The sequence below is a fragment of the Limnobacter sp. genome, assembly GCF_036846585.1.
GTDB lineage: Bacteria > Pseudomonadota > Gammaproteobacteria > Burkholderiales > Burkholderiaceae_B > Limnobacter.
Genome location: NZ_DAIUBR010000024.1, coordinates 34,598 through 51,211, shown reverse-complemented (window position 1 = coordinate 51,211; position 16,614 = coordinate 34,598). Strand labels below are relative to the sequence as shown.

Below are 16,614 nucleotides of genomic sequence, written 5' to 3'. Positions count from 1 at the left end.
TTTCAGTCCAGAACGGAACTATATAGTTTGTTTTGGCGCATCCAAACGTTACTCAAACGGTTAGTAAGTTAAATGCATATTTATTGCTGTAACAATTGTTATTGTGAGAATGATTTGCGAACCATATACTCAAGAATCAGTGATTATGGTTTGGTTTTTGTAGTGCCAATTAGAAGTGAGGATGGGAAAAATGAATACATCAAGGAAGAAAAAAGCACCGAATAACAAGAAAAGTTTCAATAGAAAAATTCTATTGGGTGGTCTTTTGGCCACCATCAGTGTGGCGGCAATTGCCTCTAGCCACCGTGAAGCGCCTTCAATTACCACAACGCCCAAAGCCGATGGAACCGATTTTTACATGTTTCGAAGCTATGAAACCGACCGCTCGGATTTCATCACCGTGATTGCCAACTACCAGCCCTTGCAGGATGGGTACGGCGGTCCGAATTATTTCTCGATGGACCCGAACGCTCTGTATGAAATTCACATTGACAACGATGGTGATGCACAGGAAGAAATTACGTTTCAGTTCAATTTCCGAAATAATTTGCGCGATCTGAAGCAAACCATTGGTGGCGAGTCGGTCAGCATTCCCCTGATTCAGCAAGGCGGTGTTTCATCGGTGGGCGATGCCAACCTGAACCTGAACGAAACCTACACCATGACGGTGGTTCGCGATGGGCGCCGCAACAACAACCGCACTGCAGTTGCCAAAACCAGCGGTGGCAGCACCACGCTGGAAAAGCCGGTGGACTACATTGGTGAAAAAACCCTGGGCAATGCAGCAGCTTACCAGGCGTATGCGGACGCACACATTCACACCGTGACCATTCCAGGTTGCGCAGCCGGCACCAACCAGGCCCGTGTATTCGTTGGGCAGCGTCAGGAAGGTTTTGCGGTGAATTTGGGTACGATTTTCGACTTGGTAAACGCTGATTTTGCAACCATTTCCAACCGTGCCAATGAAAATGCAGCCGCTGCCAATTCCATTCAAGACAAGAACGTGACCAGCATTGCGCTGGAAGTGCACAAGGATTGCCTGACCCCCGGTTCCGAGAACGTGGTGGGTGGCTGGACCACAGCCAGCGTGCGCCAGGTTCAAATTGGCGACGGCGTACCCGGGCAGGGCCACCAGAAAGCTGTAAAAGTAGGCGGTGCATGGGTGCAGGTTTCGCGCCTTGGCATGCCTTTGGTGAACGAGGTGGTGATCGGTTTGAAAGACAAAGACCGCTTTAACGCCTCCAAGCCCGGTGGCGATGGTCAGTTCCTGACCTATGTGTCCAACCCCACTTTGCCGCAACTGGTCAGCCTGGTTCTTACTGGCAACGCTGGTGCAGCGCCGACCAACTTCCCGCGGACAGATTTGCTGAATGTGTTTCTTGCCGGCATTGGTGGTGTAAACCGCCCGGCCAACCTGGTGTTGTCTGAAATGTTACGCTTGAACACTGAAACAGCACCCACACCCATTGGATCGCAGAACAAATTGGGGCTGGCTTTTGGTGATGCTGCAGGATTTCCCAACGGTCGCCGACCCATTGACGATGTGGTCGACATTTCGCTGGTGGCAGTGATGGGCGGTTTGTGTGTGGCCAACGGCAGTGGCAATACCTTGGGCTTGAATACAGTGCCCGGCACCACATTAAGCTCCGATTGCAGTTCAAACAGTGTGCCCTTGGGCAATACCTCGCTGAACATTCACGATGCAGTGGATCAGGGCCGTGTGCCATTCATGTCGCGCTTTCCGTTCCTGAGCACCCCCACACCGGGTTCAGGCACACCAGCGCCAACTCAAACTGCTTCTGCACCTTGAGGAGGGCATCATGAAACTGAAAAACAAACTTGGGCTGGGGGCAGGTGCAGCGCTGTTGCTTGTACTGGCTGCATGCGGCGGGGATGGCTCGTTTTTCAACCTCGGTTCGACTGGCAGTGATGGAAGCATCAACTCGAGCGAAGCGGGAACCTTGTTGAGCACAACTTCAGAAACGGGTGATCCCGAAGATGTAAGCAATTTGACCCTGGTCACGTCGGAAACAGACGAGCCATTTGATTTGCCCGATTAATTGCCAGCAACTGTTGTTGGCAGTCAGTTTAAGAACCCTGCAGCTCACAAGGCTGCGGGGGTTTTTTATTTCGGGTCGAGAATGACCGACAAAAACTGGCTTTTGTATTGCTGCCCGTTTTCCTCTGTAATCAACGTTCGGAGCAGTGCTTTGGACGTGGGTTGCAACAGCAACTTGACCTTGCCATCTGCATCGGTTTCAGACCACAGGGTGACCGGTGTTTCCGGGTACTCCAGCCCCACGGGCTGCTTGCTCACAGGTTTGCCGTTTCTATACACGTAGATTGATTCGGGGTCGTTTGTCTTGATTACAAACTGCGCAACATGCGTGCTGTAAAGCGGGCTGTCGATCGGGATGGGCTTGATTTGGGCCAGTTTGAAATATTCCTCTTCAAATTTTTTGCTGTTCCGAACTTTGTCGACCAGTATTTTGCTGACCTTGCTTTCCTCAAAGTGTTGCGCCCCCTGGCGCGCAGACAGTTCTATCAAGCTGGTTTTCAGTTGGGCTACGCAGTTGACCGGTTTTTGAGGGTAAATGTAGCGAATGCTTTTTGGGTCGAATGCAAGATCGAATACGCCCTGGTTTGCATCCACGCATCGAATTGTCTGCACGTATTCGCCCTTCACCGTAATTTCTTTCGCAGGGAAATTGTGCCCCGTGGACAGCCCCATGCTTTGTTCGCCGGCGTCGATCCAGGTCAAGTGTGCCATGGCTGGAGCGGCTGCACTAATAAAGTAGAGGGCAATCAGTTTCTTGATCATGGGGGTTTTGATGCTGCAGGTTAGAATCGTTCAACATTACTACACATCGGGTCGATCATGGTGAAAACAAACGCGGCTGTGCCCAGTGATCTGGCTGCACAATTGATGCAAGCCGAGGTCGCTTTCTGGCTTCAAAACCTGAAGGGAAAAAAATTCCATGCCATGCTGGCCGATGAAGCAGGGCGCATTCTGGATCGTTTCGAACACATCAAACTTCGCGATGCAGTGGATGAAAAAAAGGTCAAGGCCACAGCCCAACGCTATGCGGTGGAAATGGAAATTGGTGGCGCCATTCCGGAACTGTTTGGTGAAATTGCAAACCGCATTTTTGAGTTTCCTGCCAGTCAAACGACAAAAATTGGCGAAGTGATTTCCGACTCGATCGCAACCGATTTCATTGAGAAATTTTTTGAGCAAGATGGTGTGCTTGATCACGCGGTCACCAACATTCGCAACAGCACGCCGTTTCGCCATTTTTTGTCCGATGTCATTTTCACGGTGCTTAAAGGGTATGTGTTTGAGCAAAATAATTTGATGAAGTTTTCAACCGTGGCCAGCAGCACGCGTAAGGTGCGCGAGTGGTTGAGCACCAAAGCGCCCGATTTGTCGGAAGGCCTTGAGGACCGCGTTCGAAACCTGATGGAAAGTGGCGTGAAAGGTTCGCTGGACATGGTGGACGAAACACTGGACAACGAGCAGTACCGTGAAACCGCGATGAACAGCGCCCTTGCATTTTGGGACGTGGTGCGCGAGTGGCCTTTGACCGCCTATCGTGATTATTTGAGCGAACAGGACCTGCAGGAATTCATGGTCATGGGTTACGAATTCTGGCTTGAATTCCGCAACACAGACTATTTGAAATCCTGCATTGATCTGGGTGTTGATTTCTTCTTTGAGAAATATGGTGAGCAGTCACTTCAAGACCTGCTTGACGACATTGGTGTAAGCCGGGAGATGATTCTCGATGAGCTGGACCACTATATTCCCGACCTGGCTGTCTTGATGATCAAGGAAGGTGTGGCTGAAGAGTTTTTGCGTCGTCACCTTCAGCGTTTTTACAGCAGCAAGAAAGTGCTGGATATTCTGGCCTAGGAATTGCTGGCCAGTATTTGAAAGTCTTCGGCCCAGCCTGCTGCGCGCTCTGCGGCATTGTTTCGCTGTTCAACGTTCGCGGCATTCATTACGGCTACCACAAGGTCGATGGCGGTTTTTTGTCGATGTTCGCTGTCTGTTTTTTCAGTGGCATTGATCGGGTTTTGCCAGGCATTGAGCAGCGTGGACACTTCCCGGCTTAATGTGGCTTGATCAATTTGCCTGTTGGCCGCCTTGTTGACCAGAATCATGAATTGTTGTTGCCGCATCAGTCTTTTCTGGTAGCGGTCTTCCGAGCCGCTTGTGTCCAGTCGGGACCATCTTGCGATCAGTTCTTTCTGCTTTGGATTCAAGTTGCCCAGCCAGCGTTCGAAACGTTCTGTCATGCGTTCCGCAGATTTTTTCTGTCGCATCTGCGGGCTTTGCATCAGCCTTTCTTCGCGGTAATCGTCGTTGGCCTGGTTTAGCGCATCCTGAATGTCCTGAACCTGATTGGGCCACAAGCCAAGCATGTTGTTTGCAATCAATGGCGCAGCCTGGTTCGCCGTGCGCCGAAGCGATGCACGAACAGCGTGGTTCAAGGCCTGAATCTGTCCTGCACTGACCGGTGTCACCGTGCCGTTTCTCGGTGCGAGTGCCAACTGTGCCGCCTGCAATTCAGTGGCCAACCCGGGAAGTTCATTGTCGCGGTGCCATTTGAGCAGATCGCTCAAGCTGGCTTTCAGCAAAGTCGATTGATCTGCATCAAAACTGACTTTGTTGATCAGGTAGGTGTGTGCAATACCGGCGGAGTTGTTGTAGCCCAGCTTGACGGCACTGCAGGCACCCAGCAGCAGAATTGCTCCAAGCGTAAACCATGTTCTTGATGGGCTTCGAAAGTTCATTGTCGATCTGCCAGACGCATGCGTTAAATAGGTGTGATTAAGACACCGATCATCCGCATTCGTTCACTGTGTTTGAAACGGCTGTGCCCACTCGGGAAGCGGGTCGATGAATATATTGAACTGACCTGCCTGAATGCGCAGCACTTTTTTGAATGGATCCACAGCGCTTGAATTGTCGAGCACCCACACATCGTCGCACAGGGGCAGGGCGTTCAGTACATTCTGTACCGTACGTGGAATTCGGCTTTCCACTTTTTCGTCCGGCACGGCGTGCCCGCCAGTTTCAATGCGTTGATGTACACGGGCCTTGTTCAAGCTTGTCTGCTCAAGGTGTATGAACACCATCACCACTTGGTAACCCAGGGCTTTGGCCTTGGCCACAAAGTCGATTTTTGAGGGGTGAGAAAACACGGTTTCAAAGCAAAAGTTTTTGCCTTGTTCAAGCAGGCTGTTGCGCAGGTTCTCCGCAATTTTTGCGGCCTCGTAGCTGTGTTCTTCAGGGGCTTGGGGAAATACGTCCCGGGCAATGTCGTCGGCGTTGACAAATGGCATGCCCAAGGGTTTTAGCTGGGTGCGGTAGAAAGTTGATTTGCCCACGCCATTGCCACCCACCAGCAACCAAAGTTGTTTCATGCCAGTTTGATGGGTTTGAACACGCCGTTGTCGAACTGCCCGAATTTCACATTGCCTTTGGCGTCAATTTGCTCCAGCAGGCCGGGGTGGTTTGCACTGGCCTGATAGCGCACCTTGCTTTGGCTGACTTCCTGTGTCAATTCGCCTGTGCTGCGTTTCATGTCCAGATTGCCAAACACCATGTCAGCATTCAGGGCAGGGGCGTTGACCTGTTCCAGCTTTACCCGCAACAAACCCGCCTTGATTTGCAACAGGCTTTCCGGGTCAAGCAGGCTTTCCACCTTCTGGCCAATGCTGGCCCAGTATTCAATTTGCTCGGCCGCACTGCGGTGGTTGAGTTTGCCCAACACAGCGGCATTGCTCATCAAATCGGATTGAATTCGGATGGGTGAAGAGGCTTTGGCCATGGTGTACTCCCTGTTGATGCTTTTGATTGTAGCAAAATGCTACAAAGTCAGCAAGCCACAGGGGGTCGCGCTTTAAATGTTCCGAAGCACGAATTCCTTGATGGCCTGGGCGCACAGGTATGGCGCTTCAATCATCGGCAAATGCCCAACACCGTCAAACAGGTGCATTTCTGACCGTTTGATAAGGCGTTCAAATTCGTAGGCACAGCTTAAGTGCAGCACATCGTCTTCCTTGCCCCACATCACCAGTGTTGGCGCTGCAATGTTCTCGAAGGTGGCCTTGGTGTAGTCGGGTCGGCGGCTCAGCATTTCCTGAAACAGAAAGCCGTTGACATCGCGCCGGTGAATCAATTCCGATGCTGAAAAAAACGCGGCAGACGCTGCCAGTGCCCGGTTGTGAAACACCAGGTCGGTCAGTTTCATCACATCCATGGCGTCGCGCGGCACAAGGCGGTTTTTACCCCGCAGTACCTCGCGGATAAAGTCGGTTTCCTCGGTGCCGGGCAAGCCCAGCGCGTCCATTAACACAAGGCTGGTGACCATTTCCGGAAAACGTGCGCTTAACAAACCCGCAAGGGCACCACCCATGGAATTGCCCACCACGTTGACCTTGCTCACGCCGATGCCGGTCAACCATTGGTGCAAACGTTCTGTTTGGTCCTCAAGCCCATAGTGCCGATCTGCGTTGAATCCGCTTTCTCCCCAGCCGGGCAGGTCAGGAATCAGAATGCGAAATTGCCCGGCGAAGAATGGCAACAGTGGCAACCAGTGTTCCTTGGCCGCAGCAAACCCGTGCATCAACAGCAAGGCTGGGCTGGACTCGTTGCCGATCTCAAGCCACACCAGTTTGTCTTTGCCCACACCAATGCGTTTGCGGTGAACACCCACCAAGCCACCATACCAAGGGTTCAAGCGTGTAAAGCTGAACAGCTTGGGTCGCCAGTCCTGCAGTTTCTTTGGGTCGATTTCGGGTGCGTGGCGCAAAAACGCCTCACCGACATGATCAAAATATTGATCAACCAGTTTTGCGCCTTCGCTAATCGGTGTGATTTCTTTGCCTTTGGACTTCCGGACAGGTTTGACCAAGTTGAACCTTTTATTTTTAGTATTGATGCATGCTTACCAACACATACAATATCGGGGGCAACGCTTACACTGTCCTTGCAAGCATGCCCAGCGTGGTTTTTTAGCTCACAGCCCTGAATTGCTCCGGAATACTCAATTCATACGTAACACCCGTGCCGGGCAGGTTGGGCATGCCGGGCAAGGCAGGTATGTTCGGTCCGCGTTGCGAACTGAAGTACAGTCTGGATCCGTCTGCAGTGAAGTCGGGGCCCACCAGTTCACTTCCTCCACCGGTAATTTGAAGCAGAATTTTTGCAGGCTGGTTTGGAATCATCACCATCAAACGCATGCCATCGCCATCCTCCGCCACAATCACGTCGCCGGCCGGGCTGATCACCAGATTGTCAACATCGTCAAAGTCGGCACCTTCGGCCAGTTGACTGTTGTCAAACACCACTTCGATCAGGTCGTTGTCAATGTCCAGTGCATACACGCGGTTGTCGCCCTTGCAGGCAAAGAAGGCCACGGCACGCATGGGTTTGGCCACGCCACTGACCGCGGGTGCTTGCCCTTGCGGGAATTCCTGAATCCAGATGCCTTCGCCACCACGAAACACAGTGCCCGGAACCGGCAAACCTGCCGTGCTGGTGCGGGTGCGCACCTCGGCCTGTGGATTCTCGGGTTCCAGGGCGTCTACCCACTTCACACGGTGAACACGTTGTGCAACGGCAATGTCTTCTTGATAAGCGCCTGCTTCGAAGCCGACAATTTCCAGCACCTGCAATTTACCCTGTTCCATGTTCAGGCCCATTTGTCCATTCACGGCTGGGCGAAGTTCGCCTTCCGATACAAAACGGTACAGGCGGCCATCGCCTGCGTCTTCTGTCAGGAACAAAGTTTTTGATGACATGTCAACCGCCACCGCTTCGTGATTGAACACGCCCAGGGCGGGCAGGGCGCGCGCCGTGTCGGGGCTGCCCATCGGGTCGCATTCCCAGGTCACGCCTGTGGCTGTCTCTTCGCAACTCAACCAGGTGGCCCACGGGGTGGCCCCGCCTGCGCAGTTTCTGGAAGTGCCATTCAAAATTCGATAGGCGGAGGTCACTGCGCCTTGCGCATCAAAACGCAAAGCCCCGACACCACCTTGCGGTGCATCTGTTTCGCTGTTGGACACATACACCCAACCGCCATCCTCGGCGGGGAACACTGCACCGCCATCTGGAAATGTATGCCAGTTGTAGCCGGTCAATCCAAGGGGGTCGGGCGTGCCCAGAACCGGGTTGCTGAAATGCCGTGCTACTGCGCGCACGGTGAAGCCCGCCGGTGCAAGTATGTTGTCCAGCCCTGTGGCAACCAGTTCACCGATGTTGGCCAGTGGTCCTGCTTCCAAAGGCAGTTCCATGGCCAGTGGCCCCAGCTCGGGCGGGTTGTTCACCGGGTTTGGCGTGTTGCCATTTTCGTTGGGAGCGGTTGGGTTTGGGCTGGCATTGGCGGAATTGGAATCTGATCCACAGCCACCAAGTGCCAGTGGCAGTGCCGTTGCACCGGCACCCAGAAACATGGCGCGAAGCAAGGCTCGACGTTTGAATGAAGGAATGATTGATTGATTCATGGCAAGACCTGCAGCGTGAAGGGTAAAAGCATTTTTGTTTTGTACTTGCCGATCTGCTGCATGGTTTGGGTAAAGCGCTCTGTATGAAGTGCCTTGCAATTGACACATGACAAAGCAGGGACATGTCATGTAGAGGGGCAGTTTCAATCCTGTTGACGTCAAACGAAGTACAAGTTCAAACAATAAACAACAGGTGGTCAGCATGAAGCGGCGCGATGTATTAAAAGTAATGGCGGCAAGTACCTTAGTGGGCTGCGGTGGTGAGGATGTGTTCACCAACAACCCCGCAGGGCTGGTGAACCCGGCTGAACCTGGCACCAGCACACCCATTGCAAGCAATGAATTCGGACAGGATTTGCCGCAACCAGGTTTTGAACCGGCAGGTTTTGATTTCCCTATGGTATTGGCAATGCCTTTTGCGCACGGTGTGGCCAGCGGCGACCCCTTGGCTGATCGCGTTATTTTGTGGACCCGAATTACCCTGCCCGAATACCCCACACAAGGCGTGCAGGTGCGTTGGCTGGTGAGCACCACTGCCGATATGCAAAATGTAGTGCGCCGTGGCACCCAGCGTGTGGTGGCTGAAAACGATTACACCTTGAAAGTGGATGCGCAGGGTTTGCAGCCCGCCACAACTTATTACTATCAATTCAAAACCGGGCCGCACAGCAGCATCGTGGGGCGCACGCGCACGGCACCTGCTGATATGGTTTCAGCAATTCGGTTGGCGGTAGTTGCATGTTCAAGTTACTGGTCCAGCACCTGGAGCGGCTACGGCGCAATTGCGCAGCGTGAAGACCTTGATTTGGTGATTCACTGTGGCGATTACATCTACGATTTTGTGGATGAAGACGAACAGGTTCGCGCTCGGCGAAATATCGAAGACACCGCTTATGTGGACTATCGCGACTGGTTGAATCTCGACGAGTGCAGAAGGCGTTATGCGCTGTTTCGTTCAGACCCCAACTTGATGGCAGCGCATCAACAACACCCTTGGTTTATTACGTGGGACAACCACGACATTGACCCGGGGTTCGGCAATGAACTGCCCACCACCTTGCCCGAGGGTGTTGAGTCTACGAGTACCTTGCAAGACACCACGCGCGCCTTTTGGGAATGGACGCCCTCACGCCCGGTGAAAGCCGATGGCAGCGGTGAATTCATTTTCTATCCCGACACCGAATACCCCGCACCGGTGGAGCCCCTGCTGGTATACCGCAGTTTGAACTACGGTCCGCTGGCCAGCATTCGTGCGCTGGATACGCAAAGTTTTTTGCCCGGCTATGGCTTGCAGGCCGATGCCTCGCATTTGCCTGAAGGCACCCCCACCCTGTTTGGGAAAACACAGTTTGACTGGCTGCTTTCACAGCTGCGCAAAGATGAAACCGAGGGCGTGGTGTGGAAGGTGTTGAACAACCAAACCTGGATTGCACCCTGGGTGGTGCCCAATGTGGTGGGCTCGCCGGTGGTGCCTTTGCCTGTGCGCTGGAACGATTACAACACCGAGCGGAATTTGTTGATTTCGCAATTGCGCGGTAGTGGTGAAACGCCCGCCGTAAATGGCACGGTGTTTGTTTCAGGGGATATGCACGGCAACTGGATTGCCGATGTGGTCGAGGATGATCAAACGGCCTTGTTGAATGATTACCAGGTTGCACCACCAGTGCCCACCTTGCGCCAAGGCACCTCACCGGAAAATATTGCTGCCGGTTTTCAGCGGGCTGCCACGGCCAACTTGCCGGGCGTTAATTTGCGCGCGGCTTCGGCCGCAGTTGAGTTTGCGCCATCGTCCATGGGGCGGGGCGGGGCTGATGAACTGGTGGCCAATGCGGCGCCGGGCAGCCCGTTTGCCGTGCATGTGGCAGCCAGCAGGGCGATTGAAACAGCCACCATGCTGGGCAACAAACATGTTCAATTCATGGAATGGGTTGAACACGGCTACGGGATTGTGCAACTGGAACAAGACAAAGCAGTGTTGGAGTGCTGGTGGCAAAACAAGCTGCAAGACAATGCACCCGATGTATTGGGTGTGCAAATGGTGAGTTTTGCAAATGACGAACCCACGCGCTTGCCCACGCCACGATTCAGAAACCAGGTGGACTCGGTGACTCTGCACGGCATGGCCGTTCAGCCCAGCAGCAGTTCAAGAACGGCGCCTTTGGCACCTGTGCCTGCGCAGGTGTTGGCGCGTTAATTTTTTTAACTTGTCACTCTTTGGTACGGGGCTTGCTTGAACAGACTGAAAGGGAGTGCGCGCACCTTGGTGGTGCATTGCGCCCGCATGAACCAATCAGCCTGTTTATTAGCCCATGACTGCATCCCAAAGGGTGTTCAAGGTTCGCCGCCACTACAACAAGTGGGTGGCTGACCAAACACTGGAAGACTACGCTTTGCGCTTCACCGCCCGCAGGGGGCGGCACATGTCCATTCGCACAGTGGGCCATACCGCGCTGGGCGCTACGGCGTTTCTGGCGCTGGAAGGGATTGCTGCATCGGTCACCTTGAACTACGGTTTTGTGAATGCAGTGGCGGCCATGCTGGTGGTTTGTTTGCTGTTTTTCATCACCGGGTTTCCAATCACCTATTACTCGGCCAAACATGGCCTGGACATTGACCTGCTGACGCGTGGCGGGGGGTTCGGGTACATGGGGTCCACTATCACATCGCTGATCTACGCATCATTTACCTTTATTTTTTTCGCCATTGAGGCCGCCATTCTTGCCTCTGCCTTGCAGGCTTTGTTTGGAATACCTTTACCGATCGGGTACTTTTTGGCGGCTGTGGCGGTGCTGCCCATTGTGACCCATGGAATTACCGCCATCAGCAAGTTTCAGGTGGGCACGCAACCGGTTTGGCTTGTGTTGCAGATTGCCGCATTGCTCGTGGTGGTGGTAGCAGAATTTCGGCAGTTGCCCGACTGGGCAAGTTACACGCCGGTTGATTTGCCGGAAGCAGGAAGTTTCAATGTGCTGTTGTTTGGCGCGGCCGCCTCGGTGTTGTTCGCCCTGGTTGCACAAATAGGCGAGCAGGTTGATTACTTGCGCTTCATGCCCGAGAAAACCAAAAGCAATGCAAAGCAGTGGTGGTTCTGGTTGATTGTGTCGGGCCCGGGCTGGGTGTTCATGGGTTTGTTGAAAATGTTGCTGGGTTCCTTTCTGGCCTACCTTGCCATTCAGGCTGGCAGCAGTTTTACCCAAGCCAGCGACCCCACTTACATGTACCAGCGTGTGTTCACTTACCTTACGCAATCGCCTTCTGTTGCGCTGGTGCTGGCGGGCTTGATGGTTGTGGTGTGCCAGATGAAAATCAACCTGACCAATGCCTACGCCGGTTCCATTGCATGGTCCAATTTTTTCTCGCGTGTTACACACAGCCACCCGGGCCGTGTGGTGTGGCTGGTTTTCAACGTGGTGATTGCGCTGATTCTCATGGAGCTCGGCATTTACCAGGCGCTTGAGGCCATTCTCGGTATTTTTGCAATTGTTGCTGTCAGTTGGCTGGGTTCACTGGCCGCCGATTTGCTGATCAACAAACCGCTGGGCTTAAGCCCTTCGTACGTTGAATTCAAGCGTGCGCATTTGTACGACGTCAACCCGGTGGGCGTTGGCTCCATGGTGTTGGCCAGCGTGCTTGGGCTGTTGTGCTATCTCGGTGTGTTTGGCCCGGTATTGGCAACACTTTCTCATTTTGTGGCCCTGGGGGTGTGCTTCGTGGCGGTTCCGGCCTTGGCCGTGCTGACAAAAAGCAAGTATTACCTGGCCCGGCAATCGCATCAGCTCATTCCCATTGTGGAAGAAAAAATCAGCTTGCAGCCCGAGGGCACTGGCAACTATCGCCGCCTGACCTTGAAATGTGTAATTTGCGAAAATGAATTTGAACGTGAAGACATGGCATTTTGTACCGCCTACGAGAACCCGATTTGCTCGCTGTGCTGTTCGCTCGATTCGCGTTGCCTGGACAGTTGCAAACCCAAAGCCCGGTTAAGTGACCAGGTCATTGAGTTTTTGTCGATGTTTTTGTCTCCACGCTGGGTCAGAAAAGTCAATTCACGCCTTGGCAGGTTCGCGGGCTTGTGGGGCTTGCTTGCCTTGGTCAATGCCGCTGTTTTGTCGCTGGTTTCGCAACAGTTGAAACCAGAAAATGCGCAAGAGTCGGCTTTGCTTTCCCAGGCCATATTGATGATGTATTTCATTTTGCTGATCGTGTCGGGTGTGGTGTCGTGGCTGTTCATTCTTGCGCATGAAAGCCGCCTTGTGGCACAAACTGAATCGAATCGCCAAACCCGAAAACTGGTGAAAGAAATTGAAGCGCACAAGGAAACCGACCGTGCGTTGCAGGCTGCCAAGGAACTGGCCGAGCGCTCCAATGATGCGAAAAGCCGATACCTGAGTGGCATCAGCCATGAATTGCGAACACCGTTGCAATCCATTCTTGGGTACGCGCAACTGTTGGCCAACAAGGCAGATACCCCACCGCGGCACCAGGAAGGTTTGGCCATCATTGAGCGCAGTGGGCAGTACCTCACAGACCTGATCGAAGGTTTGCTTGATATTTCAAAAATTGAAGCAGGTCGCCTGATCCTGAACAGGAATCAGGTTCGCATTCGCGAACTGATTGCCCAGCTGGCCACCATGTTCGAATTGCAGGCTCTGCAGAAGGGCGTGATGTTTGAATGCCGCGTGGTGGACACGTTGCCCGAATGCGTCAGAACCGATGAAAAACGCCTGCGACAGATTTTGATCAATCTGTTGTCAAACGCTGTGAAGTACACCGAACATGGCAAAGTGCAATTTGATGTGCGTTACAGAAACCAGGTGGCCGAGTTTTCGATTGCTGACACCGGCGTGGGCATTGCCCCCGAACATATGGAGCGCATTTTTCAACCTTTTGAGCGCGTGCGAACCACGCACACCGCCAACATGCCCGGCACCGGTTTGGGTCTGACCATTGTTCGCCTGTTGACCGACATCATGGGGGGCGACCTGAAAGTGGACAGCACCGAAGGGCAGGGCAGTCGTTTTGTTGTCAACCTGATGCTGCCGTGGGTGCAACAAACCATGGATACCGCAGACTTGCCCCAGCGTATTTTGGGATATGCTGGCACGTGTAAAACAATTGTGTTGGTGGACGACGATGCGATCTTGCGTGGTTTTCTGTCCGATTTGCTGGTGCCCCTTGGGTTTGTTGTACTGGAGGCACCGAATGGGCAGCTTTGCCTGGACCTGCTCGATCAACAAAACAGATCAACCACTGTGGATCTGTTTTTACTGGACGTGAACATGCCCGTGATGGACGGCCTTGCATTGGCCGCAGAATTGAAGCGACGAACACTCAATGCCCCTGTGTTGATGCTGTCTGCGGATGCACAAGAACACCACAGGGCGCCGGAAGAACAACGCCTTTATGACGACTATCTGGTCAAGCCGGTGGACAATCAGAAGTTGCTGGACAAACTGGCCCATTACCTGAAACTGGAATGGATCAGCGAGCCACGCAATGAACAAATCGTGTTGTTGGATGACTCGCAAGCAGTGCCTATAGCCAACTGCGATTTCGTGTTCCCGGCACACCCCTTGTTAATTGAACTGAAGGCTTGCGCAGAAATGGGGTATCGAAAAGGTGTGCAAGAGGTACTGGATAAAATAGAGCTGGCGCAGGTGCTTCCCGCTTCCGCTTTAAGCAAATTGAAAGAGCAGGCAAGAACCTTCCAGTTCCAAAAGCTTGCCGAACAACTGGATGCATCATGAATGAACAACAACGCCGTGATGTGGTGCTGGTGGTCGATGACTCACCGGATACACTCACCCTGATTAATGACACGCTTGAATCGTCTGGCATGGATGTGCTGCTGGCGCTGGATGGCAAGCAGGCCTTGATGATTGCCAGGCGCATTCGGCCCGATGTGATTTTGATGGATGGCATCATGCCCACCCTGGATGGGTTTGATGCTTGCAAACTGTTGAAGGCCGACCCGGCACTGAACAGCATTCCCGTGATTTTCATGACTGGTTTGAACGACACGCATGACATTGTTCGCGGGCTTGAAGTGGGCGGTGTGGATTATCTCGTCAAACCCGTGAAACCCGTTGAACTGCTGGCCCGAATCAAAGTGCACTTGCGCAATGCCCGGGTCAGCAACACCGCGCAGGCGGCGCTGGATCATGCAGGCCAACACTTGATGACCGTCAATGTACTGGGTCACATCACTTGGGCCACGCCACAAACCCATGCCTTGTTGAGCCGGGCCAATGCCGACGTGGATTGGCAACGCACCCAGCTTGCCGCGCAATTGCGCCACTGGATTTCGCAGTCTCCCGACAGCCACATGCAATTGCACCTGCATGGTTTGGCATGCCCTGTCAGTTTGCGCATGCTGGGGAGCGAACCCAATGGGCAATGCCTGATTCGCTTGGTCGATGAAGGCTCCGCCAGCCTGCGTGTCAACAATGCCGCTTTGTTGAAGCAGGAACTCGGTTTGACCGAGCGTGAGTCGGAAGTGCTTTACTGGATTGCCAATGGAAAAACCAACCGAGAGGTGGCGGAAATTTTGGGCATGAGTCCCCGAACCGTAAACAAACATCTTGAACAGGTGTTCCCCAAGCTGGGCGTGGAAAACCGCACAGCCGCTGCGGGTATTGCCCTGCGCCTGCTCGAGAAAGAACTACGTTAAATGACGTAGTTGATTGCGTCAATTCGCTTATACCGCAATGCAGCAGGCTGCCCAAAAATAGGAACGTCGTATCCGTTCATCCTATTTGAGGGTTCATACCATGAAATTAAAGACTTTGGCTTTGGGGCTTGCACTGGCTGCAAGTAGCACCGTGGCCACTTTGGCGCAAGCCGCAGACACCATCAAGGTGGGTGTGCTTCATTCACTTTCCGGCACCATGGCGATTTCAGAAACTACCCTGAAAGACACCGTGCTGATGATGGTGGAAGAGCAAAACAAGAAGGGCGGTTTGCTGGGCAAAAAACTGGAAGCGGTGGTGGTTGACCCTGCGTCGAACTGGCCCTTGTTTGCAGAAAAAACACGCGAATTGCTGACCAAAAACAAAGTGGATGTGATCTTCGGTTGCTGGACTTCGGTTTCCCGTAAATCGGTATTGCCTGTTGTTGAAGAACTCAACGGCCTTTTGTTTTACCCCGTGCAGTACGAAGGCGAGGAATCGTCCAAGAACGTGTTTTACACCGGCGCGGCACCCAACCAGCAAGCCATTCCCGCAGTGGATTACCTGATGAAAGACCTTGGCGTAAAGCGTTGGGTTTTGGCGGGCACGGACTACGTTTACCCACGCACCACCAACAAGATTCTTGAGGCCTACCTGAAGTCCAAGGGTGTGGCGCAAAAAGACATCATGATCAACTACACACCGTTTGGTCATTCCGATTGGCAGTCCATTGTTTCCGACGTCAAGAAATTTGGCAGTGCCGGCAAGAAAACGGCTGTGGTGTCCACAATCAATGGCGATGCCAACGTGCCGTTCTACAAAGAACTGGGCAACCAGGGTATTTCATCGCAAGACATTCCTGTTGTGGCCTTCTCGGTGGGTGAAGAGGAGCTTTCCGGTATCGATACCAAGCCACTGGTGGGTCACCTGGCTGCATGGAATTACTTCCAAAGCGTCAAGAGCCCCGAGAACGACGCCTTCATCAAGCAGTGGAAGAAATTTGCTGGCCCCAAGCGCGTGACCAACGACCCTATGGAAGCCACTTACATTGGTTTCAAAATGTGGACACAGGCTGTTCAAAAAGCAGGCACAACGAATGTGGCCAAGGTAAGTGCGGCCATGATTGGCCAGAAGGCCAAAAACCTGACTGGCGGAACTGCCGTGATGGGCAAGAACCACCACCTGAGCAAACCCGTGCTGATCGGCGAGATTCAGGACAATGGCCAGTTCGAGGTGGTGTGGGAAACGAAAGGCCTGGTGGAAGGCGATGCCTGGTCTGATTTCCTGCCGGGTTCCAAAGACCTGACCGCCGACTGGACAGCACCTGTCAACTGCGGCAACTACAACACCAAAACGAAGAAGTGTTCCGGGCAAAACTACTAAGCCCCAAGGCGCAACCTTGGCTCTTTGGAGCCGGGGTTGCTTAGCCCAC

The 16,614-nt window shown here is 53.3% G+C and carries 13 protein-coding genes; 7 read left to right on the top strand and 6 right to left on the bottom strand.

All coding sequences use genetic code 11. From position 1 onward, the window contains the following. Positions 1-190 precede the first annotated feature (190 nt). Together V7028_RS11420 and V7028_RS11415 are read left to right on the top strand one after the other, a co-directional pair. Complete coding sequence (locus tag V7028_RS11420) at positions 191-1,810, top strand: DUF4331 domain-containing protein (RefSeq protein ID WP_334120210.1); 1,620 nt, start codon at positions 191-193, stop codon at positions 1,808-1,810. Positions 1,811-1,820: 10 nt separating this feature from the next. Further along, entirely contained in the window at positions 1,821-2,060 is a 240-nt protein-coding gene (locus V7028_RS11415) for a hypothetical protein (RefSeq protein ID WP_334120209.1), read from the top strand. A gap of 65 nt (positions 2,061-2,125) precedes the next feature. Here V7028_RS11415 and V7028_RS11410 read toward each other — a convergent pair whose 3' ends face one another. Then, positions 2,126-2,821, bottom strand: a complete 696-nt coding sequence (locus V7028_RS11410) for a hypothetical protein (RefSeq protein WP_334120208.1) — start codon at positions 2,819-2,821, stop codon at positions 2,126-2,128. A gap of 57 nt (positions 2,822-2,878) precedes the next feature. Here V7028_RS11410 and V7028_RS11405 point away from each other — a divergent pair, with 57 nt between their 5' ends. Then, positions 2,879-3,913, top strand: a complete 1,035-nt coding sequence (locus V7028_RS11405; protein ID WP_334120207.1) for a hypothetical protein — start codon at positions 2,879-2,881, stop codon at positions 3,911-3,913. Here the strand turns inward: V7028_RS11405 and V7028_RS11400 are convergent. The 5 genes from V7028_RS11400 to V7028_RS11380 all read right to left on the bottom strand — a co-directional run bounded on the left by V7028_RS11400 (position 3,910) and on the right by V7028_RS11380 (position 8,514). Then, positions 3,910-4,797, bottom strand: a complete 888-nt coding sequence (locus V7028_RS11400; protein ID WP_334120206.1) for a DUF6279 family lipoprotein — start codon at positions 4,795-4,797, stop codon at positions 3,910-3,912. The two genes, V7028_RS11405 and V7028_RS11400, sit on opposite strands and share 4 nt — an antisense overlap. 63 nt (positions 4,798-4,860) lie before the next feature. Next, a complete protein-coding gene (locus V7028_RS11395; protein ID WP_334120205.1) occupies positions 4,861-5,430 on the bottom strand; it encodes an AAA family ATPase in 570 nt (189 codons plus the stop codon). Further along, positions 5,427-5,837: a TA system antitoxin ParD family protein gene (locus V7028_RS11390; protein WP_334120204.1), complete on the bottom strand. Its 411-nt coding sequence runs from the start codon at positions 5,835-5,837 to the stop codon at positions 5,427-5,429. Before V7028_RS11390 ends, V7028_RS11395 begins: the two co-directional genes overlap by 4 nt. A 72-nt stretch (positions 5,838-5,909) precedes the next feature. Next, complete coding sequence (locus tag V7028_RS11385) at positions 5,910-6,923, bottom strand: alpha/beta fold hydrolase (protein ID WP_334120203.1); 1,014 nt, start codon at positions 6,921-6,923, stop codon at positions 5,910-5,912. 100 nt (positions 6,924-7,023) lie between these two features. Next, positions 7,024-8,514 (bottom strand): alkaline phosphatase PhoX, encoded by a 1,491-nt coding sequence (locus V7028_RS11380; protein WP_334120202.1) that lies wholly within the window; start codon positions 8,512-8,514, stop codon positions 7,024-7,026. Positions 8,515-8,716: 202 nt separating this feature from the next. Here V7028_RS11380 and V7028_RS11375 point away from each other — a divergent pair, with 202 nt between their 5' ends. The 4 genes from V7028_RS11375 to urtA all read left to right on the top strand — a co-directional run bounded on the left by V7028_RS11375 (position 8,717) and on the right by urtA (position 16,565). Next, positions 8,717-10,708, top strand: a complete 1,992-nt coding sequence (locus V7028_RS11375; RefSeq protein ID WP_334120201.1) for an alkaline phosphatase D family protein — start codon at positions 8,717-8,719, stop codon at positions 10,706-10,708. 115 nt (positions 10,709-10,823) lie between these two features. Beyond that, entirely contained in the window at positions 10,824-14,261 is a 3,438-nt protein-coding gene (locus V7028_RS11370) for a hybrid sensor histidine kinase/response regulator (protein ID WP_334120200.1), read from the top strand. Beyond that, complete coding sequence (locus tag V7028_RS11365) at positions 14,258-15,184, top strand: DNA-binding response regulator (RefSeq protein ID WP_334120199.1); 927 nt, start codon at positions 14,258-14,260, stop codon at positions 15,182-15,184. The genes V7028_RS11370 and V7028_RS11365 overlap by 4 nt, the downstream gene beginning before the upstream one ends. Positions 15,185-15,284: 100 nt before the next feature. Then, a complete protein-coding gene (gene urtA / locus V7028_RS11360) occupies positions 15,285-16,565 on the top strand; it encodes an urea ABC transporter substrate-binding protein (protein ID WP_334120198.1) in 1,281 nt (426 codons plus the stop codon). The last annotated feature ends 49 nt before the right edge of the window (positions 16,566-16,614 follow it).